Here is a 24,547-nt window from a genome sequence, read left to right on the forward strand (position 1 = left end):
TCGTTACGCACGCCTTCGAGGGTGGCACGCTGGAAGATCTCGCCCTCGGCCAGGCCCGATTGCTTCAGGCCCTTCATCAGGTCTTCGGTGCTGATTGCCTTGTTGCCTTCGATCTCGATGCTCGACACCGACGGGCGCTCGACCACGTTGATGATCAGCACATTGCCATCGCGGTTCAGCTGAATGTCCTGGAAGAACCCAGTCTTGAACAGGGAACGGGTCGAGTCCACCAGGCGGCGGTCATCCGCCTGGTCGCCGACGTTCAGCGGCAGGGCACCGAACACACTGCCGGCGGAAACCCGCTGCAGGCCGTTGACGCGAATATCGGAGATGGTGAAGGACTCGGCGTGAACTTCAGCGATCATCAGTGCGGACATGACCGCAGTTAGCAGCAGACGTTTCATGAAGTCCTTTTATTCCAACTGGCAATAAACAACCCGCCGCGACAACACGGCAGGTTCGCAATTGAGCGAAGCTTTATAGTCGACCCAGATCGTTGATCAGGGCGAGCAACATCACCCCTATGACCAAACTGATACCGATCTGGACCCCCCAACCTTGCACCCGATCCGACAGCGGACGACCGCGCGCCCACTCGACCAGGTAAAACAGCAAATGCCCCCCATCCAGTACCGGGATGGGCAGCAGGTTAAGAACCCCCAGGCTTATGCTCAGGTAGGCCAGGAAATTCAGGAAATCCCCCACGCCGGACTGGGCCGAAGCGCCCGCCACTTTAGCAATGGTTATCGGTCCACTCAAGTTTTTTACCGAGAGCTCTCCGAACAGCATTTTCTTCAGCGACTCAAGGGTCAGGACGCTCATGCTCCAGGTGCGCGACAAGCCCTCACCCACCGCGTCCAGCGGGCCGTAGCTGACTTCGCGGAGCATGCTGGCAGGCCACTCGCCACCTTTTACCCCGGCACCCAGATAGCCACCAACTGCTTTGCCCTCGCCTTTGCGAGCCAGGGTCACCGGAACGTCCAGGGCCGCGCCATCACGCTCCACGCGCACCACGACTTTGGCATCCGGGCGCGCACGCACGCTGTCGACAACCTGTTGCCATTCGGTCACGGCCACGCCATCGACCGCCAGCAGTTTGTCACCGGTTTTCAGGCCAGCAGCGGCAGCTGGCCCCTTCGGATCGATCTCGGCCAGTACGGGCACGATCGCCGGGCGCCAAGGGTGCAGACCAAGCGACTGGATCGGGTCCGGCTCGTCGGCGCCCTTGAGCCAGCTGTCCAGTTTGACCTGCAATTGGCGCTCGGCAGTGGCGCCTTCGTCGAGCACGCCAACCTGCAAAGTGCCGCTCTCGCCCAGGCGGCGAACCAGCTGGAGATTGACCGCTGACCAACCGTTGGTCGGCTTGCCGTCAATGGAGACGATTTCCTGACCTGCGGTCAGGCCAGCCGACGCAGCCAGGCTGCCACTGTCGACCGCACCGATCACCGGACGGACCTGCTGGGTACCCAGCATTGCCAACACCCAGAAGAACAGGATGGCCAGCAGGAAGTTGGCAATCGGGCCTGCCGCGACAATCGCGATACGCTGGCGAACCGACTTGCGGTTGAACGACTGCCCGGCCAACGCAGGCGGCACATCACCCTCGCGCTCGTCGAGCATCTTGACGTAGCCACCCAGCGGAATCGCCGCGACCACGAACTCGGTACCGTGGCGGTCATGCCAGCGCAGCAGCGGCGTGCCGAAGCCCACCGAGAAGCGCAGCACCTTGACACCGCAGCGGCGCGCCACCCAGAAGTGGCCGAATTCGTGGAAGGTGACCAACACACCCAAGGCCACGAGGGTGCCGATAATCATGTAGAGCGCTGTCATGTCCATCTCCGAATGATGTTCAGCAGGCCGGCTTCAGCGACCGTGACGCCTCAGCCACTCACGGGAAAGCTCCCGGGCACGCTGGTCGGCGGCAAACACCGCATCCAGCGATGGCAGCGGCACGACGGGCTCTTGGTCGAGCACCTGTTCGATCATACCCGCGATCTCCGGGAAGCGGATACGCCGCCCAAGAAATGCCTCGACCGCCACCTCGTTGGCTGCGTTGAGCACAGCGGGTGCACTGTTGCCGGCCTCGGCAGCCTGCCGCGCCAGGCGCAGACAAGGGAAGCGCTGTTCGTCGGGCGCCTGAAAATCCAGACGGGCGATGGCGAACAGGTCCAGCGGTGCCACCCCAGAGTCAATCCGCTCTGGCCACGCCAGGGCATTGGCGATCGGCGTGCGCATGTCAGGGTTGCCCAGCTGTGCCAGCACCGAACCGTCCACATAGTCGACCAGGGAGTGGATCACGCTCTGCGGGTGCACCACCACCTCGACCTTGGCCGGCGCGGCATCGAACAGCCAGCAGGCTTCGATCAGCTCAAGCCCCTTGTTCATCATGCTGGCCGAGTCGACGGAAATCTTGCGCCCCATCGACCAGTTAGGGTGCGCGCAGGCTTGTTCAGGGGTCACGTCCAGCAGTGCCTCGACCGGCGTTTCACGGAACGGGCCGCCGGAAGCCGTGAGCAGGATCCGGCGTACGCCGACCGCGCTCAGGCCACGCGCATAATCGCCGGGCATGCACTGGAAAATCGCGTTGTGCTCGCTGTCGATTGGCAACAGCACGGCACCACTGCGCCGTACCGCCTCCATGAACAGCGCGCCAGACATCACCAGGGCTTCCTTGTTAGCCAGCAACACCTTCTTGCCCGCCTCGACTGCCGCCAAGGTAGGACGCAGGCCGGCCGCACCGACAATGGCTGCCATCACGGCGTCCACTTCCGCTGCCGAGGCCACCTGGCAAAGCCCGGCCTCACCCTCCAGCACTTCGGTAGCGCAACCGACCGCAGCCAGGCTTTCGCGCAGCCGCTGGGCCGCCTCGGCGCTTGGCACCACGGCAAACGCCGGACGATGGCGCACGCACAGGGCCAGCAATTCATCGATACGCGAATAGCCGCTGAGGGCAAACACCTGGTAGCGGTCGGGGTGCCGCGCAATCACATCCAGCGTGCTCAGGCCGATGGAGCCAGTGGCCCCGAGCACGGTAATACGCTGCGGGCGACTCACATCACACCCCATTCGGCAGCCCACAGCAGCACGGCGAAGATCGGGATCGCTGCGGTCAGGCTGTCGATGCGGTCCAGCACACCACCATGGCCAGGCAGCAGGTTGCTGCTGTCCTTGATGCCGGAACGGCGCTTGAACATGCTCTCGGTCAGGTCACCGACCACCGAGGACATCACCAGCAACGCGGCGCCCAGAAGGCCCAGCAAGAGCTGGCCAAAGCCCCAGTCGCGGCTGATGCCGACACCCAGGGTAATCAACAGGCTGACGGCAAGGCCGCCATACACACCTTCCCAGCTCTTGCCAGGGCTGACCTGCGGGGCGAGCTTGCGCTTGCCAAACGCCCGGCCAGAGAAGTACGCGCCGATGTCGGCAGCCCAGACCAGCACCATGACCGAAAGGATCAGCCAGTTGCCAAGCGGCCAGTGCTTGAGCAGTACCAACCCCTGCCAGGCTGGCAGCAACACCAGCAGGCCAATCAGCAACCGGCAGGCGGCACTGGCCCACAGCTCACTGCTGCGCGGATAGGTAAGCACCAGCCAGGTTGCCAGCCCCCACCATATCACCGCAGCGCCCAACACCCAGGGTGCCAGCTCCGGGAGGATGTACAGCAGCATCAGCGCCCCGGCGACCACCAAGGCATAGGCAATGCGCAGCGGCTGAGCCATGAGCCCGGCCAGGCGCGCCCACTCCCAGGCGCCAAGGGTCACCACGAAGCCGATGAACAGGGCAAAGTCCCCACCGTTGAGCAGGAAGAAACCGCCCAGCGCGATCGGCAGCAGGATCAGCGCGGTAATGATGCGTTGTTTAAGCATTAAGCACGAGCTCCAGCCTCGACCTGCTCGCTGGTCTTACCGAAGCGGCGCTGGCGCGAAGCGAAATCGGCCAGGGCATTGCGCATGGCCTCGTGTTTGAAGTCCGGCCAGTACAGGTCGGAGAAGTACAACTCGGCGTAGGCCAGTTGCCACAACAGGAAATTGCTGATGCGGTGCTCGCCACCGGTGCGGATGCACAGGTCCGGCAGCGGCAGCTCGCCGGTTGCCAGGCACGTCTGCAGCAGACCCGGGGTGATATCTTCCGGGCGCAGGTGACCGGCTTGCACTTCCCGCGCCAGCCGCTGGGCGGCCTGGGCGATATCCCACTGGCCACCGTAGTTGGCTGCGATCTGCAGGATGAAGCGATTGTTGCCGGCGGTCAGCGCCTCGGCTTCGCGCATGGCGGCCTGCAATTCAGGGTGGAAACGCGAACGGTCACCGATGATGCGCAGGCTGATGTTGTTCTCGTTGAGGCGCTTGGCCTCCCGGCGCAGGGCCGAGAAGAACAGCTCCATCAACGCACCAACCTCTTCGGCCGGGCGCTGCCAGTTTTCACTGGAGAAGGCGAACAGGGTCAGTACCTCGACCCCGGACTTGGCACAGACTTCGATGACCGCGCGAACGGCGTCGACACCCGCCTTGTGCCCGGCAACGCCGGGCAGCAGGCGCTTTTTCGCCCAGCGGTTGTTGCCATCCATGATGATCGCGACATGACGCGGCACCGAGGACGGTGCCGCCAACTTGGACTTTTCCATTAAAAAACCCCGGCCTTAGACGGCCATCAGGTCCTTTTCCTTGGCTTTGTACGCAGCATCGACTTCAGCAATGAACTTGTCGGTCAGCTTCTGGATCTCGTCCGCCGCGCGACGTTCTTCGTCTTCGCTGATTTCCTTGTCCTTGGTCAGCTTCTTCAGGTCGCCCAGGGCATCGCGGCGCACATTGCGCACAGCGACCTTGGCATCCTCGGCCACACCGCTGGCCTGCTTGGTGTAACCCTTGCGGGTTTCCTCGGTCAGCGCCGGCATCGGCACGCGAATGGTGGTACCGGCGCTGGACGGGTTCAGGCCCAGGTCGGAGGTGAGGATGGCCTTTTCGATGGCAGCACTGAGGTTCTTGTCGTGCGCGACAATCTTCAGGGTGCGGGCGTCTTCGACGGTGATCGCGGCCACCTGGTTCAGCGGCATCTCGCTACCCCAGGCAGTGACCTTGACGCTGTCCAGGATGCTTGGGTGCGCGCGACCGGTGCGGATTGCCGCGAGGTTGCGAGCCAGGGCTTCGATGGACTTGCCCATGCGCTCCTGCGCGTCTTTCTTGATGTCGTTGATCATGCTTGGCCTTCCTCGATCAGAGTACCTTCAGCGCCACCCACCACGATGTTCAGCAGGGCGCCAGGCTTGTTCATGTTGAATACCCGCAATGGCATCTTGTGGTCACGGCACAGGCAGATTGCGGTCAGGTCCATCACACCCAGCTTGCGATCCAGGACCTCATCGTAGGTCAGGTGATCGAACTTTTCGGCGTGTGGGTCCTTGAATGGATCGGCAGTGTACACACCATCGACCTTGGTCGCCTTCAGCACCACGTCGGCATCGATTTCGATGGCGCGCAGGCAGGCCGCGGAGTCGGTGGTGAAGAACGGGTTGCCGGTACCGGCGGAGAAAATTACCACATCCCCGGAGTTGAGGTGGCGAATAGCTTTGCGACGATCGTAATGATCGGTGACACCGACCATGGAAATGGCCGACATGACCAGAGCCGGGATGTTCGAGCGCTCCAGCGCATCGCGCATGGCCAGGCCGTTCATCACGGTGGCCAGCATGCCCATGTGGTCACCGGTGACGCGGTCCATGCCGGCTGCGCTGAGCGCGGCGCCGCGGAACAGGTTGCCACCACCGATCACCAGACCGACCTGGACACCGATCCCTACCAGCTGGCCAACTTCAAGGGCCATGCGATCCAGCACTTTCGGGTCGATCCCGAAGTCTTCCGAGCCCATCAGGGCCTCGCCGCTAAGTTTGAGCAAAATGCGTTTATAGCGAGGTTGGCGACCACTCACCTGCTGAGCCATTGCGAGTCTCTCCTGCGGCGTACTTTTAGAAAATTCGTGCGGGCTGTTTGCAGCCTGCTAACTGTAGCGTGGCACCGTTTTGGTGCCAGCGGCGGCGAGTTTTATAAACCCTTCGCCGTTTTGACAAAGAGGCTGCGCGCGTGAGCGGGCAGCCTCTTTTGGGCGACAGACGGGGCTGTCTTACTGCTTGGCAGCAGCTACCTGAGCGGCAACTTCAGCAGCGAAGTCGTCGACTGGCTTCTCGATGCCTTCGCCTACTTTGAAGTAGGTGAAGGAAACGATTTCAGCGCCGGCTTTCTTGGCCAGTTCGCCAACTTTGACTTCCGGGTTCATAACGAAAGCTTGCTCTTTCAGCGAGGCTTCGGCTTTGAACTTGGTGATACGGCCGTTGATCATGTTCTCAACGATGTTTTCCGGCTTGCCGGCGATCTTGTCGGCGTTCAGTTGCAGGAAGACACCCTTCTCGCGCTCGATGGCCTCGGCGGAGATTTCCGACGAATCCAGGAACTCTGGGTTCGAAGCTGCAACGTGCATGGCGATGTTCTTGGCCAGCTCGACGTCACCGCCTTTCAGGACAACGGCAGCGCCGATCTTGTTGCCGTGCAGGTAGGCACCGACAACGTCACCCTCAACGCGCACCAGGCGACGGATGTTGACGTTCTCGCCGCACTTGGCAACCAGGGCTTCACGAGCCGCTTCACGCGAAGCGATCAGCGGAGCAGCGTCGGTAAGCTTCTCGGCGAAGGCTTGCTCGAGGCTTTCGGCTACGAAGTTCTTGAAGTCGTCTTGCAGGGCCAGGAAGTCGGTCTGCGAGTTCACTTCCAGCAGGACGGCGGATTTACCGTCGGTCTTGACGGCGATAGCGCCTTCAGCAGCGACGTTGCCAGCCTTTTTGGCGGCCTTGATGGCGCCCGAGGCACGCATGTCGTCAATGGCTTTCTCGATGTCGCCGCCGGCCTTTTCCAGGGCCTTTTTGCAATCCATCATGCCTTCGCCGGTACGCTCGCGCAGTTCTTTTACCAGCGCTGCAGTAATTGCTGCCATTTCAAAATCCTCTTGGAAAGTTTTTCAACCATTCCACCCGTTCGTCACGGGCGTTCAATTCTGCTAATCCGCTGTTTTCATTTCAGCGAGCCCATGATGCGGGGCCGATGCTGACAGCAGGATTTCAAGGTGGCAAAAAGGGGGCAGAGCCCCCTTTTTGCGTGCCAAGTAGACGCTAGCGCCTATTACTCAGCAGCAGGTGCAGCCGCTTCTTCAGCGTAAACTTCGGTGCCGCCGGCAACGTTGTTGCGGCCGCGGATGACTGCGTCAGCCATCGAAGTCATGTACAGCTCGATAGCGCGGATGGCGTCATCGTTACCCGGGATGATGTAGTCAACACCTTCAGGGCTGCTGTTGGTATCGACAACGCCGATAACCGGGATGCCCAGCTTGTTGGCTTCGGTGATCGCGATGCGCTCGTGATCAACGTCGATAACGAACAGAGCGTCTGGCAGACCGCCCATATCCTTGATGCCGCCCAGGCTGCGATCCAGTTTTTCCAGGTCGCGGGAGCGCATCAGGGCTTCTTTCTTGGTCAGCTTGGCGAAAGTGCCGTCTTCGGCCTGGGTTTCCAGGTCGCGCAGACGCTTGATCGAAGCGCGGATGGTCTTGTAGTTGGTCAGCATGCCGCCCAACCAACGGTGGTCAACGTACGGCGAACCGCAACGAGCAGCTTGCTCGGCGACGATCTTGCCGGCGGAACGCTTGGTGCCGACGAACAGGATCTTGTTCTTGCCCTGGGCCAGGCGCTCAACGAACGACAGAGCGTCGTTGAACATTGGCAGGGTTTTTTCCAGGTTGACGATGTGGATCTTGTTGCGCGCGCCGAAAATGTACTTGCCCATTTTCGGGTTCCAGTAACGGGTCTGGTGGCCGAAGTGCACACCGGCCTTCAGCATATCGCGCATGTTGACTTGGGACATGATAGTTCCTTGATAAGTCGGGTTGGGCCTCCACGTATCCCAATGACCAACCCGCGAATTTCGCAACTCGGGGCACCCAGGTCATCGTGTCGACACGTGTGTGGGTTTAAGTGCTGACGGGGTCGTCCCCGAAAGCGGCGCATTTTATACCACACACCGCGGCCGAACGGAACCCGGATACTGTTGCGTCCGTCAGCGGCTTTTGCAGCACCTGCGCTTTCGCGCCAGAATGCCAGCTATAGACAGCAGCCTGGCCGCCTTTATCCCGACCGATCGGCGCCTTGCTCTGCTAGAATCCGGCCTTTCCCGTTTGTTCGCGCCGTATACGGCGCCGTAGAGAGCCTGTAATGACCGTCACCATCAAGACCGCAGAAGACATCGAAAAGATGCGCATCGCTGGCCGCCTGGCCGCCGAGGTGCTGGAAATGATCGAAGAACACGTCAAGCCTGGTGTCACCACCGAAGCGCTCGACCGCCTGTGCCACGACTATATCGTCAACGTCCAGCAGGCCATCCCGGCACCGCTCAACTACAAGGGCTACCCGAAGTCGATCTGCACCTCGATCAACCATGTGGTCTGCCACGGCATCCCCAACGACAAGCCGCTCAAGGACGGTGACACGCTCAACATCGACGTCACCGTGATCAAGGACGGCTACCACGGCGACACCAGCCGCATGTTCCACGTCGGTACCGTGCCGGTATGGGCCGAACGCCTGTCCAAGGTGACCCAGGAGTGCATGTACAAGGCCATCGAGCTGGTCAAGCCAGGCTGCCGCCTGGGCGACATCGGTGAAGTGATCCAGAAGCACGCGGAAAAGAACGGCTTCTCGGTGGTGCGCGAGTTTTGCGGCCACGGCATCGGCAAGGTGTTCCACGAAGAGCCGCAGATCCTGCACTACGGCCGTGCCGGCACCGGCATGGAACTGAAAGAAGGCATGACCTTCACCATCGAGCCGATGATCAACCAGGGCAAGGCCGACACCAAGGTACTGGGCGATGGCTGGACCGCCATCACCAAGGACCGCAAGCTCTCGGCCCAATGGGAACACACACTGGTGGTGACCGCGACGGGCTACGAGATCTTCACCCTGCGCAAGGACGACACCATCCCGCGCACCTCGGCCTGACCGTACTCCGACAGGCCACCCCACGACAGGAACGTGACGCGATGCCCCAGGTGGATCCCGAGCTGTTCGACCGCGGTCAGTTCCAGGCGGAACTGGCCCTCAAGGCGAGCCCTATCGCCGCCTTCAAGAAAGCCATCCGCCTGGCCGGCGAGGTGCTCGACAAGCGTTTTCGCGCGGGCGGCGAAATCCGCCCACTGATCGAAGCCCGCGCCTGGCTCGTGGACAATATCCTGCAACAGGCGTGGAACCAGTTCGACTGGGGCGACCACAGCGGCATCGCCCTGGTTGCGGTGGGCGGCTACGGGCGCGGTGAACTGCACCCGCATTCGGACATCGACCTGCTGATCTTGCTGGGCGCCGCCGAGCACGAGCAGTACCGCGATGCCATCGAACGTTTTCTCACCTTGCTGTGGGACATCGGCCTGGAAGTGGGCCAGAGCGTGCGCACCGTCGACGAGTGTGCCGAGCAGGCCCGCGCCGACCTGACGGTCATCACCAACCTGATGGAAAGCCGCACCATTGCCGGCCCCGAGGCCCTGCGCCAACGCATGCTGGACGTAACCAGCACCGCACACATGTGGCCGAGCAAGGAATTTTTCCTGGCCAAGCGCGCCGAACTCAAGGCCCGCCACCACAAGTACAACGACACCGAGTACAACCTCGAACCCAACGTCAAGGGCTCACCAGGCGGCCTGCGCGATATCCAGACGGTACTGTGGGTGGCGCGCCGCCAGTACGGCACCCTGAACCTGCATGCACTGGCTGGCGAAGGCTTTTTGCTGGAAAGCGAGAACGAGCTGCTGGCCTCCTCCCAGGACTTTCTGTGGAAGGTGCGCTACGCCCTGCACATGCTGGCCGGGCGCGCCGAGGACCGGCTGCTGTTCGATCATCAGCGCAGCCTGGCCGCACTGCTGGGATACAGCGACGAAAACCCCAAGCGGGCAATCGAGCAGTTCATGCAGCAGTACTACCGGGTGGTGATGAGCATCAGCCAGCTGTGCGACCTGATCATCCAGCATTTCGAGGAAGTGATCCTCGCCGACGAGGACAGCGGCACCACCCAGCCGCTGAATGCGCGTTTCCGCCTGCATGATGGCTATATCGAGGCCACCAACGCGAACGTGTTCAAGCGCACGCCGTTCGCCATGCTGGAAATCTTCGTGCTGATGGCCCAGCACCCGGAAATCAAAGGCGTGCGTGCCGATACCGTGCGCCTGCTGCGCGAGCACCGGCACCTGATCGATGACACGTTCCGCACCGACATCCGCAACACCAGCCTGTTCATCGAGCTGTTCAAGTGCGAAATCGGCATCCACCGCAACCTGCGGCGGATGAACCGCTACGGCATCCTTGGCCGCTACCTGCCGGAGTTCGGGCTGATTGTCGGGCAGATGCAGCATGACCTGTTCCATATCTATACGGTCGATGCGCACACCCTCAACCTCATCAAGCACCTGCGCAAGCTGCAATACACGCCGGTGTCCGAGAAATTCCCGCTGGCCAGCAAGCTCATGGGCCGCCTGCCCAAACCCGAGCTGATCTACCTGGCTGGCCTGTACCACGACATCGGCAAAGGCCGCCAGGGCGACCACTCCGACCTCGGCGCAGTGGATGCGAAGAAGTTCTGCGAGCGCCACCAGTTGCCGGCCTGGGACAGCCGCCTGATCGTCTGGCTGGTGCAGAACCACCTGGTGATGTCGACCACCGCCCAGCGCAAGGACCTGTCCGACCCGCAGGTGATCAACGACTTTGCCCTGCACGTGGGTGACGAGACACGCCTTGACTACCTCTACGTGCTGACCGTGGCCGACATCAACGCCACCAACCCCAGCCTGTGGAACTCCTGGCGAGCCAGCCTGCTGCGTCAGCTGTATACCGAGACCAAGCGTGCCCTGCGCCGGGGCCTGGAAAACCCGCTGGACCGCGAAGAGCAAATTCGCCAGACACAATCCGCAGCGCTGGATATCCTGGTGCGCGAAGGCACCGACCCGGACGACGTCGAGCAGCTGTGGTCGCAACTGGGCGATGACTACTTCCTCAAGCACAACGCCGCCGACGTGGCCTGGCACAGTGACGCGATTCTGCAGCAACCCGCCGATGGCGGGCCGCTGGTGCTGATCAAGGAAACCACCCAGCGCGAGTTCGAAGGCGGCACGCAGATCTTCATCTATGCCCCCGACCAGCATGATTTCTTCGCCGTGACGGTGGCCGCCATGTCGCAGCTGAACCTGAACATTCATGACGCGCGGATCATCACGTCGAGCAGCCAGTTCACCCTCGACACCTACATCGTGCTGGATAACGACGGCGGCTCGATCGGCGACAACCCGCAGCGGGTCAAACAGATTCGCGACGGCCTGACCGAAGCGCTGCGCAACCCCGAGGACTACCCGACCATCATCCAGCGCCGGGTACCGCGCCAGCTCAAGCACTTCGACTTCCCGCCACAGGTAACCATCCTCAACGATGCCCAGCGCCCGGTGACCATCCTCGAAATCACTGCGCCCGATCGCCCAGGGCTACTGGCCCGGCTTGGGCGGATTTTCCTGGAGTTCGACCTGTCGCTGCAAAACGCCAAGATCGCCACCCTCGGCGAACGGGTGGAAGACGTGTTCTTCATCACCGATGCCGACAACCAGCCGCTGTCCGACCCGCAGCTGTGCAGCCGCCTGCAGGAAGCCATCGTGCAGCAACTGCAGGCCGGCCAAGGTAGCGACGCCAGCCCGACCCGCGTGACCTTTTAACGATAAGACGATTGACGAGACCTTGCGCCGATGAACCATGCCTTGACCCAGCTTCAGCCCTACCCCTTCGAAAAGCTCCGCGCCCTGCTGGGTAGCGTGAAGCCTGCGGCGGACAAACGCGCCATCGCCCTGTCGATCGGTGAGCCGAAGCACGAATCGCCGGCGTTCGTCGCCCAGGCCATGGCCGACAACCTCGACAAGCTGGCGGTATACCCCAGCACCATCGGCCTGCCGGCACTGCGCCAGGCGATTGGTCAATGGTGCGAACGGCGCTTTGGCGTGCCCGCCGGCTGGCTGGACGCCGACCGCCACATCCTGCCGGTCAACGGTACCCGCGAAGCGCTGTTCGCCTTCACCCAGGCCGTGGTCAACCGCGCCGATGATGGCCTGGTGGTCAGCCCCAACCCGTTCTACCAGATCTACGAAGGCGCAGCGCTGTTGGCCGGGGCCACCCCGCACTACCTGCCGTGCCTGGAAAGCAATGGTTTCAACCCCGACTTTGACGCGGTGCCGGCCGAAGTGTGGAAACGTTGCCAGATCCTGTTCCTGTGCTCGCCAGGCAACCCCACTGGCGCGCTGGTGCCGATGGATACCCTGAAGAAGCTGATCGCCCTGGCTGACGAGCACGACTTCGTGATCGCTGCCGACGAATGCTACAGCGAGCTGTACTTCGACGAAGACGCGCCGCCTCCAGGCCTGCTGACCGCCTGTGCCGAACTGGGCCGCAGCGACTTCAAACGTTGCGTGGTGTTCCACAGCCTGTCCAAGCGTTCCAACCTTCCGGGCCTGCGTTCGGGCTTCGTCGCGGGCGATGCCGAGATCATCAAGCCGTTCCTGCTGTACCGCACCTACCACGGCTGCGCCATGCCGGTGCAAACCCAGCTGGCCAGCATTGCCGCCTGGCAGGACGAGGCGCATGTGCGCGAGAACCGCGACCAGTACCGCGCCAAGTACGATGCCGTGCTGGACATCCTGCAACCGGTGCTGGACGTGCAGCGCCCGGACGGCAGCTTCTACCTGTGGGCCAAGGTGCCGGGTGGCGATGCCGAGTTCACCCGCGACCTGTTCGAAGCCCAGCATGTGACCGTGGTGCCGGGGTCGTACCTGTCGCGTGAGGTGGACGGCGTGAACCCGGGTGCCGGGCGTGTGCGAATGGCGCTGGTTGCACCGCTGGCCGAGTGCATCGAGGCGGCAGAGCGGATTCGGGACTTTCTTCGCGCCTGACATTGCAGCAAATAATTAAGGCACGCGCGAGTCGCTGCCAGTTGAGACTGAAGCACCTCAACCAGGAGACTCGCGCATGCACTCACTTCCTTTCTGCCGCTGCCGGAGCGACAAAGACCCGCAGTTGTCATACGAAAACGCCATTGCGGTCAACCCGCTCAATGCGCCCAACAGTGCCTCGTCAGGCTCACGCAAGAAACGCTCGGTAGCTCAACATGGCAAGCTGTGGCCAACCGGCAGCACGCTGAAGGTATCGTTCCTGGGCAGCCCGAGCGCCGACTTGAAAGAAGCCATCACCGACGTCGCCGCCAAATGGCTTGCCTACGGCAACATCCGCTTCCGCTTCATGAAAAACAACACGACGGATGCCGATATCACCATCTTGACCAGCAACGAAAGAGGGCCGATCAATGAATGTGCAATCGGCACTGACTGCCTGCTGGACCGCCCATGGGAGTCGATGGTGCTCACGGTAAGGCCGGAGCAAGGCGATTACTTTACCCATACAGTCCTGCACGAATTCGGCCACGCACTAGGCGCACAACATGAGCACCAGCATCCTGATGCAGAGATCCCCTGGAACAAGGCGCTCATACACTCGCTACACATAGGTATCCCTGGTTGGAGTGCACAAGATGTCGAACAACAGTACTTCACCCCACTCCCAGCTTCAGGGTTGCTGACCACCCCCTATGACCCTCTATCGGTCATGCACTATCAGGTCCAACCGGAGTTAACCGACGGTAGTTTCGAGATAAAACTCAACACTGAACTGAGTGAAAAAGACAAAACGTTCATGAGCCGCGCCTACCCCTACTATTAATTCAAACATCAGGGCCGCCGCGCCAAGGTTCAGGCGGCAAAGCGGCCCCCACACTTACCTGACCTGCCCCAGGTTCGCCTCACTCATGTCCAACTCCCCCAGCACCTGCCGCACCACTTCATCACCCACCAGGTGCTGGCGGTGCAGGTTGTAAAGTTCCAGCCGCTGCGCCCGCAGGGCACGCAGGCGCAAGCGGCGCTCCAGCAAGTCCATCTGCTCGGCCAGGGCCTTGGCTTCGGCACTGTCGTTGTAGCTGTCCAGTTCATCCCGGTATTCAGCCATCAGGCGTGCCTTGAGTTCGGTCGCCAGGGTTGCTTGCGCGGCGTCCTGCGGCGCGTTGCTGTCAATCACTTCCTCTGCCTCCAGCGCATGGATCGCAGCCTCGGCCGTGCGCCGCCAGGCATCCTGCACTTCTTGGTGCAGCCGCTCGTCCGGGCTCTTGGTCACCCCCCGCAGCAACAGCGGCAGCGCAATACAGGCACTGATCAACGACAACAGGATCACCCCGGCGGCGATGAAGATCAGCAGGTCACGCTCCGGGAACGCCTTGCCTGCCCCCATCAGCAGCGGCACCGACATCACACCGGCCAGGGTGACCGCACCGCGTACACCGCCCAGGGTCAGCAGCCAGCAGGAGCGCGCCGTGGGCATCAGCACCAGCGCCGGCTTGCCGCGCCAGCGACGCACCACACCGATCGAGCGCCAGATGCTCTGCACCCAGATGAACCGCAGTAAAATCAGCGCTGCAAAGATCGCCACCACGTCCAGGCAGCGCCAGGCCAGGGTTGGCCACAACGTGGTTTCATGGCTTACCACGGCCTTGATGATGTCTGGCAGTTGCAGGCCCAGCAGCAGGAAGATCAGGCCATTGAAGGCGAACTCCAGCAGCGACCAGACACTGCGGTTGAGCAGGCGGGTGCTGGTTTGCCGTGGCAGCAGGTCGAGCCAGCTCTGCATCATGCCCGCCGCGACTGCCGAAAGGATGCCCGACACGCCCAGGCGCTCGGCCAGCACGTAGGCGGCGAACGGCAGCAGCAACATGAACACCACATGGGTGGCCGGGTCGTCCCAGCCACGGGCGATCATCCAGGCGCGCAGGCGGCCCACCAGCCAGCTCAGGCCCACACCCACCGCGAGGCCGCCAAGCGCCACCAGGACGAAACTGAAGCTTGCATCCGTCAGCGAGAACACCCCGGTGATCGCCGCCGCCAGGGCGAACTTGAAGGTCACCAGGCCTGATGCGTCGTTCATCAGGGCCTCTCCCTGCAGCATGTGCATCAGGGGCGTGGGCAAGCGGTCCTGGGCGATGGCCGAAACCGCCACGGCGTCAGTCGGCGACAGCACCGCCGCCAGGGCAAAGGCCACTGGCAGCGGGATGCTCGGCAGCAACCAGTGAATGAAGTAGCCAGCTCCGACCACGGTGAACAGCACCAGACCAACGGCCAGCGCCACCACTGGCCCGCGGATGCGCCACAGCTCACGCTTGGGGATGCGCCAGCCGTCGGCAAACAGCAGCGGCGGCAAGAACAGGAACAGGAACAATTCGGGGTCCAGGGCTACATGCAGGCCCAGTGTCGGCAAGGCCAGCAAGGCACCGGCAGCGATCTGCACCAGCGGCAGGGGCAGCGGAATCATGCGGCCGACCAGCTTCGACAGGCTGACCAGCGTCAGCAGGATGAGGACGGTGTAGGCGGACTGCATCCGGGAAAGCTTCCTTTATGAACCAGAAACGATAGCAGGGCGAAACATCGCCATTGAAACAATATGTTAGCGGCGAGCAGCGGTTTGGGGCCGCTGCACGATAGTCGCAGGTGGCCAGGGAATATGTAACATGATGATACCTCGCTCGATCTCCGACACACTGCACGGTTCAAGACAAGCACACCCGTGGCGCTCACAGGATCGTTCCCGCATAATCCCGCGACTGACATTTGGAAAACGGAGAGATTGGGGCAACCTGTGACCCCAATGCACACAATGACCTACACGCTCTACGGCATCAAAGCTTGTGACACCATGAAAAAGGCGCGTACCTGGCTCGAAGACAAGGCCATCGCCTACGAATTCCACGACTACAAGACCCAAGGCATCGACCGTGACAGCCTGAACCGCTGGTGCGACGAACACGGCTGGGAAGTCATCCTCAACCGTGCCGGCACCACTTTCCGCAAGCTGGACGACGCCAGCAAGGCCGACCTCGACCAGGCCAAGGCCGTCGAGCTGATGCTGGCCCAGCCGTCGATGATCAAACGCCCGGTGCTGGACCTTGGCGCGCGTACCCTGGTCGGCTTCAAGCCCGACCTGTACGCCGCTGCCCTGGCCTGAGCCCCCTCCCCTATTTCGCACGAGGTAATCACATGTCCAATACCCTGTTCAGCCTGGCCTTCGGTGTCGGCTCCCAGAACCGCCAGGGCGCCTGGCTTGAAGTGTTCTACGCACAACCCCTGCTCAACCCGAGCGCCGAACTGGTCGCTGCTGTAGCCCCAGTGCTGGGCTATGAAAGTGGCAACCAGGCCATCGCCTTCAGCAACGCCCAGGCCGCGCAACTGGCCGAAGCCCTGAAAGGCGTTGACGCGGCCCAGGCCGCCCTGCTGACCCGCCTGGCCGAGAGCCACAAGCCGCTGGTCGCCACCCTGCTGGCCGAAGACGCTGCCCTGACCTCCACCCCAGAGGCCTACCTGAAGCTGCACCTGCTGTCGCACCGCCTGGTCAAGCCGCACGGTGTTAGCCTGGCCGGTATCTTCCCGCTGCTGCCGAACGTGGCCTGGACCAACCAGGGCGCGGTCGATCTGGCCGAACTGGCCGAGCTGCAACTGGAAGCGCGCCTGAAGGGCGAGCTGCTGGAAGTGTTCTCGGTGGACAAGTTCCCGAAAATGACCGACTACGTGGTCCCTGCCGGCGTGCGTATCGCCGACACCGCCCGTGTGCGCCTGGGTGCCTACATCGGCGAAGGCACCACCATCATGCACGAAGGCTTCGTCAACTTTAACGCTGGCACCGAAGGCCCAGGCATGATCGAAGGCCGCGTGTCCGCTGGCGTATTCGTTGGCAAGGGCTCGGACCTGGGCGGCGGCTGCTCGACCATGGGTACCCTGTCCGGTGGCGGCAACATCGTCATCAAGGTGGGTGAAGGCTGCCTGATCGGCGCCAACGCCGGTATCGGCATTCCGCTGGGCGACCGCAACACCGTCGAAGCCGGCCTGTACATCACTGCGGGCACCAAGGTGAACCTGCTGGACGAGAACAACGAGCTGGTCAAAGTGGTCAAGGCCCGCGACCTGGCTGGCCAGACCGACCTGCTGTTCCGCCGCAACTCGCTGAACGGCGCCGTGGAGTGCAAGACCCACAAGTCGGCCATCGAGCTGAACGAAGCGCTGCACGCCCACAACTGAGAACCTTCCCCGGTTTGAGGTGTTAAGATCGGGTCTGGCGCCACCGCGCCAGACCCGATTTTCATTCCAGGCCCCGTGAACATGTTCCAGCCCTCCCCCTGGCGTGCCGACTTCCCCGCCATCGCCGCCCTGCAACGGCAGCACCAGACCTACCTGGACAGTGCCGCCACCACCCAGAAGCCGCAAGCCCTGCTTGACGCCCTGAGCCATTATTACGGCCATGGCGCGGCCAACGTGCACCGTGCCCAGCACTTGCCCGGCGCACTGGCAACCCAGGCGTTCGAGACCAGCCGCGACAAGGTTGCCGCCTGGCTGAATGCCGCAGACTCCCGGCAGATCGTGTTCACCCACGGCGCCACCTCGGCGCTGAACCTTCTGGCCTATGGCCTGGAACATCGCTTCGAAGCCGGTGACGAAATCGCCGTCAGCGCGCTGGAGCACCATGCCAACCTGCTGCCCTGGCAACAGCTGGCGCGCCGGCGCAACCTGCGCCTGGTGGTGCTGCCGCTGGATGCCCACGGCCGCATCGACCTGGACCAGGCGCTGCAACTGATCGGCCCCCGCACCCGGGTGCTGGCGGTCAGCCAGCTGTCCAACGTGCTGGGCACCTGGCAGCCGCTGCCGGCGCTACTGGCCCATGCCCGCGCCCAGGGCACACTGACCGTGGTCGACGGCGCCCAGGGCGTGGTGCATGGTCGCCATGATGTGCAGCACCTGGGTTGCGACTTCTATGTGTTCTCCAGCCACAAGCTGTATGGCCCGGACGGGGTTGGCGTGCTGTATGGCCGCCCTCAGGCGCTGGAACTGTTGCGCCACTGGCAGTTCGGGGGCGAGATGGTGCAACTGGCCGAGTACCAGAGCGCCAGCTTCCGTCCCGCACCGCTGGGGTTCGAGGCGGGAACGCCGCCAATCGCCGGGGTGATTGGTCTGGGCGCAACCCTGGACTACCTGGCCAGCCTCGACGCCCAGGCGCTCGAAGCCCATGAAACCAGCCTGCACCAGCACCTGCTCCGGGGGCTGGCCGACCGCGAAGGCGTGCGGGTGCTCGGTGCGCCACAGGCGGCCTTGGCCAGCTTTGTCATCGAGGGGGTGCACAATGCCGATATCGCCCACTTGCTTACCGAACAGGGTATTGCCGTGCGTGCCGGGCACCATTGCGCCATGCCGTTGCTGAAAGGCTTGGGCCTTGAAGGCGCAATTCGAGTGTCGTTGGGCTTGTACAACGACAGCGATGACCTTCAGCGCTTCTTCGCTGCGCTGGATCAGGGCCTGGAGCTGCTGCGATGAGCATGCCGGAGCAAGCACGTCAGGCGCTGGAGGCTTTTGCACAGGGCAAGGGTTGGGAACAGCGGGCGCGGCTGCTGATGCAGTGGGGAGAGCGGCTGGAACCGCTGGATGATACCGAGAAGACCGACGCCAACCGGGTGCATGGCTGCGAAAGCCTGGTTTGGCTGGTGGCCGAGCACGTTGATGGGCTTTGGCGGTTCAAGGCCACCAGCGATGCACGCTTGTTGCGTGGGCTACTGGCCTTGTTGCTGGTAAGGGTTCAAGGCTTGGCCAGTGAAGAATTGGTCGGGCTGGACCTGCGTGAGTGGTTCACACAGCTGGGGCTGGAGCGTCAGCTGTCGCCATCGCGCAGTAATGGGCTGCATGCGGTGTTGCAGCGGATGGCGGAGCTGGCGTCCAACCGCTAAATCGGTGCTGGCTTCTTCGCGGGTTTACCCACGAAGAAGCCCACGCAATTTAATCAGGTTTGACTCGTTCCGAGGGCCGCCGCGCACCTGCCACCAACTTTTCGATTGCCTTGCTCGCCGCCACCATGCCAAAGGTCGCGGTCACCATCATCACCGCGCCAAAGCCACCCGAGCAGTCCAGCCGCACCCCCTCGCCCACGAAACTCTTCTGCAGACAAACGCTACCATCGCCCTTGGGGTAGCGCAGCTGCTCGCTGGAGAACACGCATGGCACGCCATAGTTGCGGCTGACATTGCGCGAGAAGTTGTAATCGCGACGCAAGGTGGACCGCACCCGCGAAGCCAGCGGGTCGTTGAAGGTCTTGTTCAGGTCGGCAATCTGGATTTGCGTGGGGTCGATCTGCCCGCCGGCACCACCGGTGGTAACGATGGCGATCTTGCGCCGACGGCACCAGGCGATCAGCGCCGCCTTGGCCATGACGCTGTCGATGCAGTCGATCACGCAGTCGAGGTTTTCGGTAATGTACTCGACCATGGTCTCGCGGGTAACGAAGTCGGCCACCGCATGCACCGTGCACGCCGGGTTGATCGCCCGCAGGCGCTCGGCCATGACCTCGACCTTGGGCCGCCCCACCTGGCCTTCCAGGGCATGGGCCTGGCGGTTGGTGTTGCTGACGCACACATCGTCCAGGTCGAACAGGGTGATTTCCCCTACGCCGCTCCGGGCCAGCGCTTCAGCTACCCACGAGCCTACCCCGCCAATCCCGACCACAGCCACATGGGCCTGGCCCAGGCGCTGCAGCCCTTGGTCGCCGTATAACCGGGCAACGCCGGCGAAGCGTGGATCTTCTGTGCTCATCTTCATACCCCAAAAAACCGGCGCGCATTATATGCCAGCCGGCCCATGGCCTGCATCGTTAGGAAAGACACTGCCAACCCTGCTTTAATGTCCTATCACTTCGACACAAATGGACGACAATGTCTTCACGTAAATTCGGCCTGAACCTGGTCGTGGTCCTGGCCATCGCCGCGTTGTTCACCGGGTTCTGGGCCCTGATCAACCGCCCGGTTTCCGCCCCCGCCTGGCCAGAGCAGATCTCTGGCTTTTCGTATTCGCCGTTCCGCCTGGGTGAAAGCCCGCAAAAAGGCCAGTACCCCAGTGACGACGAGATGCGCCAGGACCTGGAGCAGTTGAGCAAACTGACCGACAGCATCCGCATCTACACCGTGGAGGGGACCCAGGCCGACATCCCGCGCCTGGCCGAGGAATTCGGCCTGCGGGTAACGCTGGGCATCTGGATCAGCCCGGACCTGGAGCGCAACGAGCGCGAAATCGCCACCGCCATCCAGTTGGCCAACACCTCGCGCAGCGTGGTGCGGGTCGTGGTCGGCAACGAGGCGCTGTTCCGTGAAGAGGTTACCCCGGAAAACCTGATCAAGTACCTGGACCGCGTGCGTGCAGCTGTGAAGGTGCCCGTGACCACCAGTGAGCAATGGCACATCTGGAAGGAAAACCCGGAGATTGCCAAGCACGTCGACCTGATTGCCGCGCACATCCTGCCCTACTGGGAGTTCGTGCCAATGAAGGATTCGGTCGAGTTCGTGCTCGACCGTGCCCGTGAACTGCGGCACCAGTTCCCGCGTAAACCCCTGCTGCTGTCAGAGGTCGGCTGGCCGAGCAACGGCCGCATGCGCGGGGGTGCCGATGCCACCCAGGCCGACCAGGCCATCTACCTGCGCACCCTGGTCAACACCCTCAACCGCCGTGGCTACAACTACTTCGTCATCGAAGCCTATGACCAGCCGTGGAAGGCCAGCGATGAAGGCTCGGTAGGCGCCTACTGGGGCGTGTATAACGCCGAGCGCCAGCAAAAGTTCAACTTCGACGGCCCGGTGGTGGCGATCCCGCAGTGGCGTGCGTTGGCCGTGGCATCGGTCGTGCTGGCCATGATCGCCTTGATGGTGCTGTTCATCGACGGCTCGGCCCTGCGCCAGCGCGGCCGCACCTTCCTTACCTTCATCACCTTCCTGTGCGGGTCGGTGCTGGTGTGGATCGCTTACGACTACAGCCAGCAATACAGCACCTGGTTCAGCCTGACCGTGGGCGTGCTGCTGGCCCTTGGCGCGCTGGGCGTGTTCATCGTGCTGCTGACCGAGGCCCATGAACTGGCCGAGGCGGTATGGATACACAAGCGCCGCCGCGAATTCTTGCCGGTGCAGGCCGACAGCGCTTACCGGCCCAAGGTGTCGGTGCATGTGCCGTGCTACAACGAGCCGCCCGAGATGGTGAAGCAGACCCTCGACGCCCTGGCCGCACTGGATTACCCCGACTACGAAGTGCTGGTGATCGATAACAACACCAAGGACCCGGCCGTGTGGGAGCCGCTGAAGGCCCACTGTGAAAAGCTCGGCGAGCGTTTCAAGTTCTTCCACGTCTCGCCCCTGGCCGGTTTCAAGGGTGGCGCGCTGAACTACCTGATCCCGCACACCGCCAAGGACGCCGAAGTGATCGCGGTGATCGACTCGGACTACTGCGTCGACCGCAACTGGCTCAAGCACATGGTGCCGCACTTCGCCGACCCGAAAATTGCCGTGGTGCAGTCGCCGCAAGACTACCGCGACCAGCACGAAAGCGCGTTCAAGAAGCTGTGCTATAGCGAGTACAAAGGCTTTTTCCACATTGGCATGGTCACCCGCAACGACCGTGACGCGATCATCCAGCACGGCACCATGACCATGACCCGGCGTACGGTGCTGGAAGAGCTGGGCTGGGCCGAATGGTGCATCTGCGAAGACGCCGAACTGGGCCTGCGCGTGTTCGAAAAAGGCCTGTCGGCAGCGTACGCCCACAACAGCTACGGCAAGGGCCTGATGCCCGACACCTTCATCGACTTCAAGAAGCAGCGCTTCCGCTGGGCCTATGGCGCCATCCAGATCATCAAGCACCACGCCAGCGCCCTGCTGCGCGGCAAGGACAGCGAGCTGACCCGCGGCCAGCGTTATCACTTCCTGGCCGGCTGGTTGCCATGGATTGCCGATGGCATGAACATCTTCTTCACCATCGGCGCGCTGCTGTGGTCGGCGGCGATGATCATCGTCCCGCACCGCGTAGACCCGCCGCTGATGATCTTCGCCATCCCGCCGCTGGCGCTGTTCTTCTTCAAGGTGGGCAAGATCATCTTCCTGTATCGCCGCGCGGTGGGGGTTAACCTGAAGGATGCCTTTGCCGCTGCGCTCGCCGGCCTTGCGCTGTCGCACACCATCGCCAAGGCGGTGCTGTACGGGTTCTTCACCAGCAGCATGCCGTTCTTCCGCACACCGAAGAATGCCGACAGCCATGGGTTGCTGGTGGCGCTGTCCGAAGCACGCGAAGAGCTGTTCATCATGTTGCTGCTGTGGGGCGCGGCGCTGGGCATCTACCTGGTGCAAGGGCTGCCGAGTTCGGACATGCGCTTCTGGGTGGCGATGTTGCTGGTGCAGTCGTTGCCGTATGTGGCGGCTCTGGTGATGGCACTGCTGTCTTCGCTGCCCAAGCCAGTGGAGAAGGCCGCCGAGCCGCAGCAGGCTTGAGATTGCCGGGGCTGCTTTGCAGCCCCACCGCCCCTCAGTTTGATATAAGATAACGCCCCTCAGATTTCCCGCCTTGCCTTGCCCCGGAGTCCCCCATGACGGCCCCTGCCGAGCTCTCGCCTACCCTTCAACTGGCCTGCGACCTGATCCGTCGCCCCTCGGTCACCCCCGTCGACGCCGATTGCCAGGCGCAGATGATGAACCGCCTGGGCGCCGTGGGTTTCCAGCTGGAGCCGATGCGCATTGAAGATGTCGACAACTTCTGGGCCACCCACGGCACCCAGGAAGGCCCGGTGCTGTGCTTTGCCGGCCACACCGACGTGGTGCCCACCGGCCCGGTGCAGCAATGGCAGCATGAACCGTTCGAAGCGCTGATCGACGCCGACGGCATGCTCTGCGGCCGTGGCGCTGCCGACATGAAGGGCAGCCTGGCCTCCATGGTGATCGCCAGCGAGCGCTTCGTGCACGACTACCCTAACCACCGTGGCAAGGTCGCCTTCCTGATCACCAGCGACGAGGAAGGCCCGGCTCACCACGGCACCAAGGCAGTGGTCGAACGCCTGAAAGCGCGCAACGAACGCCTGGACTGGTGCATCGTCGGCGAACCCTCCAGCACCACCCTGCTGGGTGACGTGGTCAAGAACGGCCGTCGCGGTTCGCTGGGTGCCAAATTGACCGTGCGCGGCAAGCAAGGCCACGTGGCCTACCCGCACCTGGCGCGCAACCCGATCCACCTGGCCGCCCCGGCCCTGGCGGAGCTGGCAGCCGAGCACTGGGACGAAGGCAACGCGTTCTTCCCGCCGACCAGCTTCCAGATCTCGAACCTCAATTCCGGCACCGGCGCCACCAACGTGGTCCCGGGCGAGCTGACTGCACTGTTCAACTTCCGCTTCTCTACCGAGTCCACCGTCGAAGGCCTGCAGGCGCGCGTCTCGGCGATTCTCGACAAGCATGAACTGGACTGGTCCATCGACTGGGCGCTGTCTGGCCTGCCATTCCTCACCGAACCGGGCGAACTGCTGGACGCTGTGGCGGCCAGCATCAAGGGCGTCACCGGCCGCGATACCCTGCCGTCCACCAGCGGCGGTACCTCCGATGGCCGCTTCATCGCCACCATGGGTACGCAAGTGGTCGAGCTGGGCCCGGTCAACGCCACCATTCACCAGGTGGACGAGCGGATTCTGGCCAGCGACCTCGACCTGCTGACCGAAATCTACTACCAGACCCTGGTCCGGTTGCTCGCCTGATGCTCGCCTGCCCCCTTTGCCAGGCGCCGCTGAGCCGGCTCGACAATGGTGTGGTGTGCCCAGCCGGCCACCGCTTCGACCGCGCCCGCCAGGGTTACCTGAACCTGCTGCCGGTACAGCACAAAAACAGCCGCGACCCGGGTGACAACCAGGCCATGGTCGAAGCCCGTCGTGATTTCCTCGATGCCGGGCACTATGCCCCGGTGGCCAGCCGCCTGGCCGAGCTTGCCGCCGAGCGCCAGCCCGGCGCCTGGCTGGACATCGGCTGCGGCGAGGGTTACTACACCGCACAGATCGCCCAGGCCCTGCCGGCCGCCGACGGTTACGCGCTGGACATTTCCCGCGAGGCGGTCAAGCGTGCCTGCCGTCGAGCACCGGAAGTCACCTGGATGGTTGCCAGCATGGCCCGCGTGCCCCTGGCCGACGCCAGTTGCCAGTTCATCGCCAGCGTATTCAGCCCGCTGGACTGGGCCGAGGCCAAGCGCCTGCTCAGCCCCGGTGGCGGCCTGATGCGGGTCGGCCCTACCAGCGGCCACCTGATGGAGCTGCGCGAAGTGCTCTACGATGAAGTCCGCCCTTACGCCGACGACAAACACCTGGCCCTGGTCCCCGAAGGCATGGCCCATGCCCACAGCGAAACCCTTGAGTTCCGCCTGAGCCTGGCCGAACCCAAGGCCCGCGCCGACCTGCTGGCCATGACCCCGCACGGCTGGCGCGCCAGCGCCGAAAAACGCGCGCTGGTCATCGACCAGGCCGAGCCGTTCGAGGTTACGGTTTCCATGCGTTATGACTATTTCGTGCGCCAAGACTGAGCACACCCGG

At 63.1% G+C, this 24,547-nt stretch carries 22 protein-coding genes; 11 read left to right on the forward strand and 11 right to left on the reverse strand.

Annotated elements, in window-relative coordinates; all coding sequences use genetic code 11:
• From B9A31_RS16720 to rpsB, 9 genes are all read right to left on the reverse strand, one after another.
• A partial coding sequence (locus B9A31_RS16720) for a POTRA domain-containing protein (RefSeq protein ID WP_027615521.1) occupies window positions 1-404 on the reverse strand: 404 nt, incomplete at its 3' end.
• A 73-nt stretch (window positions 405-477) separates the two neighbouring features.
• Complete coding sequence (gene rseP, locus B9A31_RS16725) at window positions 478-1,830, reverse strand: RIP metalloprotease RseP (RefSeq protein ID WP_019097525.1); 1,353 nt, start codon at window positions 1,828-1,830, stop codon at window positions 478-480.
• A gap of 33 nt (window positions 1,831-1,863) precedes the next feature.
• Complete coding sequence (ispC, locus tag B9A31_RS16730) at window positions 1,864-3,054, reverse strand: 1-deoxy-D-xylulose-5-phosphate reductoisomerase (protein WP_019097526.1); 1,191 nt, start codon at window positions 3,052-3,054, stop codon at window positions 1,864-1,866.
• Window positions 3,051-3,866, reverse strand: a complete 816-nt coding sequence (locus tag B9A31_RS16735) for a phosphatidate cytidylyltransferase (RefSeq protein WP_016712932.1) — start codon at window positions 3,864-3,866, stop codon at window positions 3,051-3,053. The genes ispC and B9A31_RS16735 overlap by 4 nt, the downstream gene beginning before the upstream one ends.
• Window positions 3,866-4,621 (reverse strand): polyprenyl diphosphate synthase, encoded by a 756-nt coding sequence (gene uppS / locus B9A31_RS16740; RefSeq protein WP_016712933.1) that lies wholly within the window; start codon window positions 4,619-4,621, stop codon window positions 3,866-3,868. The genes B9A31_RS16735 and uppS overlap by 1 nt, the downstream gene beginning before the upstream one ends.
• 15 nt (window positions 4,622-4,636) lie before the next feature.
• Window positions 4,637-5,194, reverse strand: a complete 558-nt coding sequence (gene frr / locus B9A31_RS16745; RefSeq protein WP_016712934.1) for a ribosome recycling factor — start codon at window positions 5,192-5,194, stop codon at window positions 4,637-4,639.
• Window positions 5,191-5,934 (reverse strand): UMP kinase, encoded by a 744-nt coding sequence (gene pyrH, locus B9A31_RS16750; RefSeq protein WP_003252294.1) that lies wholly within the window; start codon window positions 5,932-5,934, stop codon window positions 5,191-5,193. Before pyrH ends, frr begins: the two co-directional genes overlap by 4 nt.
• A 180-nt stretch (window positions 5,935-6,114) precedes the next feature.
• Window positions 6,115-6,978: a translation elongation factor Ts gene (tsf, locus tag B9A31_RS16755; protein WP_016712935.1), complete on the reverse strand. Its 864-nt coding sequence runs from the start codon at window positions 6,976-6,978 to the stop codon at window positions 6,115-6,117.
• A 185-nt stretch (window positions 6,979-7,163) separates the two neighbouring features.
• Complete coding sequence (gene rpsB, locus B9A31_RS16760) at window positions 7,164-7,901, reverse strand: 30S ribosomal protein S2 (protein WP_003252287.1); 738 nt, start codon at window positions 7,899-7,901, stop codon at window positions 7,164-7,166.
• 347 nt (window positions 7,902-8,248) lie between these two features.
• On the opposite strand from rpsB, the gene map reads away from it, so the two are divergent.
• The 4 genes from map to B9A31_RS16780 all read left to right on the forward strand — a co-directional run bounded on the left by map (window position 8,249) and on the right by B9A31_RS16780 (window position 13,822).
• Window positions 8,249-9,031, forward strand: coding sequence for a type I methionyl aminopeptidase (map, locus tag B9A31_RS16765; RefSeq protein WP_016712936.1), 783 nt, complete (start codon window positions 8,249-8,251; stop codon window positions 9,029-9,031).
• Window positions 9,032-9,072: 41 nt separating this feature from the next.
• Window positions 9,073-11,775, forward strand: coding sequence for a [protein-PII] uridylyltransferase (locus tag B9A31_RS16770; protein WP_084297159.1), 2,703 nt, complete (start codon window positions 9,073-9,075; stop codon window positions 11,773-11,775).
• A gap of 30 nt (window positions 11,776-11,805) precedes the next feature.
• Window positions 11,806-12,999 (forward strand): succinyldiaminopimelate transaminase, encoded by a 1,194-nt coding sequence (gene dapC, locus B9A31_RS16775; RefSeq protein ID WP_019097528.1) that lies wholly within the window; start codon window positions 11,806-11,808, stop codon window positions 12,997-12,999.
• A gap of 76 nt (window positions 13,000-13,075) precedes the next feature.
• On the forward strand, window positions 13,076-13,822 hold the full coding sequence (locus B9A31_RS16780) for a M12 family metallopeptidase (protein WP_019097529.1): 747 nt from the start codon (window positions 13,076-13,078) through the stop codon (window positions 13,820-13,822).
• 54 nt (window positions 13,823-13,876) lie between these two features.
• On the opposite strand, the gene B9A31_RS16785 is transcribed toward B9A31_RS16780, so the two are convergent.
• A complete protein-coding gene (locus tag B9A31_RS16785) occupies window positions 13,877-15,523 on the reverse strand; it encodes a Na+/H+ antiporter (protein ID WP_025753716.1) in 1,647 nt (548 codons plus the stop codon).
• Window positions 15,524-15,799: 276 nt separating this feature from the next.
• On the opposite strand from B9A31_RS16785, the gene B9A31_RS16790 reads away from it, so the two are divergent.
• The 4 genes from B9A31_RS16790 (at window position 15,800) to B9A31_RS16805 (ending at window position 18,908) form a co-directional block, all read left to right on the forward strand.
• Window positions 15,800-16,147, forward strand: a complete 348-nt coding sequence (locus B9A31_RS16790; RefSeq protein ID WP_003252272.1) for an ArsC family reductase — start codon at window positions 15,800-15,802, stop codon at window positions 16,145-16,147.
• A gap of 32 nt (window positions 16,148-16,179) precedes the next feature.
• Window positions 16,180-17,214 carry a 2,3,4,5-tetrahydropyridine-2,6-dicarboxylate N-succinyltransferase gene (dapD, locus tag B9A31_RS16795; protein WP_019097531.1) on the forward strand — a complete coding sequence of 345 codons (1,035 nt, stop codon included), beginning with the start codon at window positions 16,180-16,182 and terminating at the stop codon, window positions 17,212-17,214.
• A gap of 81 nt (window positions 17,215-17,295) precedes the next feature.
• Window positions 17,296-18,501 carry a cysteine desulfurase gene (locus B9A31_RS16800; protein ID WP_025753717.1) on the forward strand — a complete coding sequence of 402 codons (1,206 nt, stop codon included), beginning with the start codon at window positions 17,296-17,298 and terminating at the stop codon, window positions 18,499-18,501.
• Window positions 18,498-18,908, forward strand: a complete 411-nt coding sequence (locus B9A31_RS16805; protein WP_019098052.1) for a SufE family protein — start codon at window positions 18,498-18,500, stop codon at window positions 18,906-18,908. The genes B9A31_RS16800 and B9A31_RS16805 overlap by 4 nt, the downstream gene beginning before the upstream one ends.
• A gap of 49 nt (window positions 18,909-18,957) precedes the next feature.
• Here the strand turns inward: B9A31_RS16805 and tcdA are convergent, their stop codons facing one another.
• A complete protein-coding gene (gene tcdA, locus B9A31_RS16810; protein WP_161751460.1) occupies window positions 18,958-19,767 on the reverse strand; it encodes a tRNA cyclic N6-threonylcarbamoyladenosine(37) synthase TcdA in 810 nt (269 codons plus the stop codon).
• A 119-nt stretch (window positions 19,768-19,886) separates the two neighbouring features.
• On the opposite strand from tcdA, the gene B9A31_RS16815 reads away from it, so the two are divergent.
• The 3 genes from B9A31_RS16815 to B9A31_RS16825 all read left to right on the forward strand — a co-directional run bounded on the left by B9A31_RS16815 (window position 19,887) and on the right by B9A31_RS16825 (window position 24,537).
• Complete coding sequence (locus tag B9A31_RS16815; RefSeq protein WP_019098054.1) at window positions 19,887-22,478, forward strand: glycosyltransferase; 2,592 nt, start codon at window positions 19,887-19,889, stop codon at window positions 22,476-22,478.
• 95 nt (window positions 22,479-22,573) lie between these two features.
• Complete coding sequence (gene dapE, locus B9A31_RS16820; protein WP_019098055.1) at window positions 22,574-23,725, forward strand: succinyl-diaminopimelate desuccinylase; 1,152 nt, start codon at window positions 22,574-22,576, stop codon at window positions 23,723-23,725.
• Window positions 23,725-24,537, forward strand: coding sequence for a putative RNA methyltransferase (locus B9A31_RS16825; protein WP_016712947.1), 813 nt, complete (start codon window positions 23,725-23,727; stop codon window positions 24,535-24,537). Before dapE ends, B9A31_RS16825 begins: the two co-directional genes overlap by 1 nt.
• The last annotated feature ends 10 nt before the right edge of the window (window positions 24,538-24,547 follow it).

The sequence above is a fragment of the Pseudomonas sp. URIL14HWK12:I5 genome, from assembly GCF_900176445.1.
In the GTDB taxonomy this organism is placed as follows: Bacteria; Pseudomonadota; Gammaproteobacteria; order Pseudomonadales; family Pseudomonadaceae; genus Aquipseudomonas; species Aquipseudomonas monteilii.

Excerpts from the sequence above, each read along its gene's own strand:
- B9A31_RS16785 (WP_025753716.1), bottom strand. The coding sequence starts at position 15,523 with ATGCAGTCCGCCTACACCGTCCTCATCCTGCTGACGCTGGTCAGCCTG.
- B9A31_RS16800 (WP_025753717.1), top strand. The coding sequence starts at position 17,296 with ATGTTCCAGCCCTCCCCCTGGCGTGCCGACTTCCCCGCCATCGCCGCC.
- B9A31_RS16805 (WP_019098052.1), top strand. The coding sequence starts at position 18,498 with ATGAGCATGCCGGAGCAAGCACGTCAGGCGCTGGAGGCTTTTGCACAG.
- rpsB (WP_003252287.1), bottom strand. The coding sequence starts at position 7,901 with ATGTCCCAAGTCAACATGCGCGATATGCTGAAGGCCGGTGTGCACTTC.
- B9A31_RS16770 (WP_084297159.1), top strand. The coding sequence starts at position 9,073 with ATGCCCCAGGTGGATCCCGAGCTGTTCGACCGCGGTCAGTTCCAGGCG.
- B9A31_RS16815 (WP_019098054.1), top strand. The coding sequence starts at position 19,887 with ATGTCTTCACGTAAATTCGGCCTGAACCTGGTCGTGGTCCTGGCCATC.
- uppS (WP_016712933.1), bottom strand. The coding sequence starts at position 4,621 with ATGGAAAAGTCCAAGTTGGCGGCACCGTCCTCGGTGCCGCGTCATGTC.
- frr (WP_016712934.1), bottom strand. The coding sequence starts at position 5,194 with ATGATCAACGACATCAAGAAAGACGCGCAGGAGCGCATGGGCAAGTCC.
- tsf (WP_016712935.1), bottom strand. The coding sequence starts at position 6,978 with ATGGCAGCAATTACTGCAGCGCTGGTAAAAGAACTGCGCGAGCGTACC.
- dapD (WP_019097531.1), top strand. The coding sequence starts at position 16,180 with ATGTCCAATACCCTGTTCAGCCTGGCCTTCGGTGTCGGCTCCCAGAAC.
- B9A31_RS16825 (WP_016712947.1), top strand. The coding sequence starts at position 23,725 with ATGCTCGCCTGCCCCCTTTGCCAGGCGCCGCTGAGCCGGCTCGACAAT.
- pyrH (WP_003252294.1), bottom strand. The coding sequence starts at position 5,934 with ATGGCTCAGCAGGTGAGTGGTCGCCAACCTCGCTATAAACGCATTTTG.
- rseP (WP_019097525.1), bottom strand. The coding sequence starts at position 1,830 with ATGACAGCGCTCTACATGATTATCGGCACCCTCGTGGCCTTGGGTGTG.
- dapC (WP_019097528.1), top strand. The coding sequence starts at position 11,806 with ATGAACCATGCCTTGACCCAGCTTCAGCCCTACCCCTTCGAAAAGCTC.
- B9A31_RS16735 (WP_016712932.1), bottom strand. The coding sequence starts at position 3,866 with ATGCTTAAACAACGCATCATTACCGCGCTGATCCTGCTGCCGATCGCG.
- tcdA (WP_161751460.1), bottom strand. The coding sequence starts at position 19,767 with ATGAGCACAGAAGATCCACGCTTCGCCGGCGTTGCCCGGTTATACGGC.
- B9A31_RS16780 (WP_019097529.1), top strand. The coding sequence starts at position 13,076 with ATGCACTCACTTCCTTTCTGCCGCTGCCGGAGCGACAAAGACCCGCAG.
- map (WP_016712936.1), top strand. The coding sequence starts at position 8,249 with ATGACCGTCACCATCAAGACCGCAGAAGACATCGAAAAGATGCGCATC.
- B9A31_RS16790 (WP_003252272.1), top strand. The coding sequence starts at position 15,800 with ATGACCTACACGCTCTACGGCATCAAAGCTTGTGACACCATGAAAAAG.
- dapE (WP_019098055.1), top strand. The coding sequence starts at position 22,574 with ATGACGGCCCCTGCCGAGCTCTCGCCTACCCTTCAACTGGCCTGCGAC.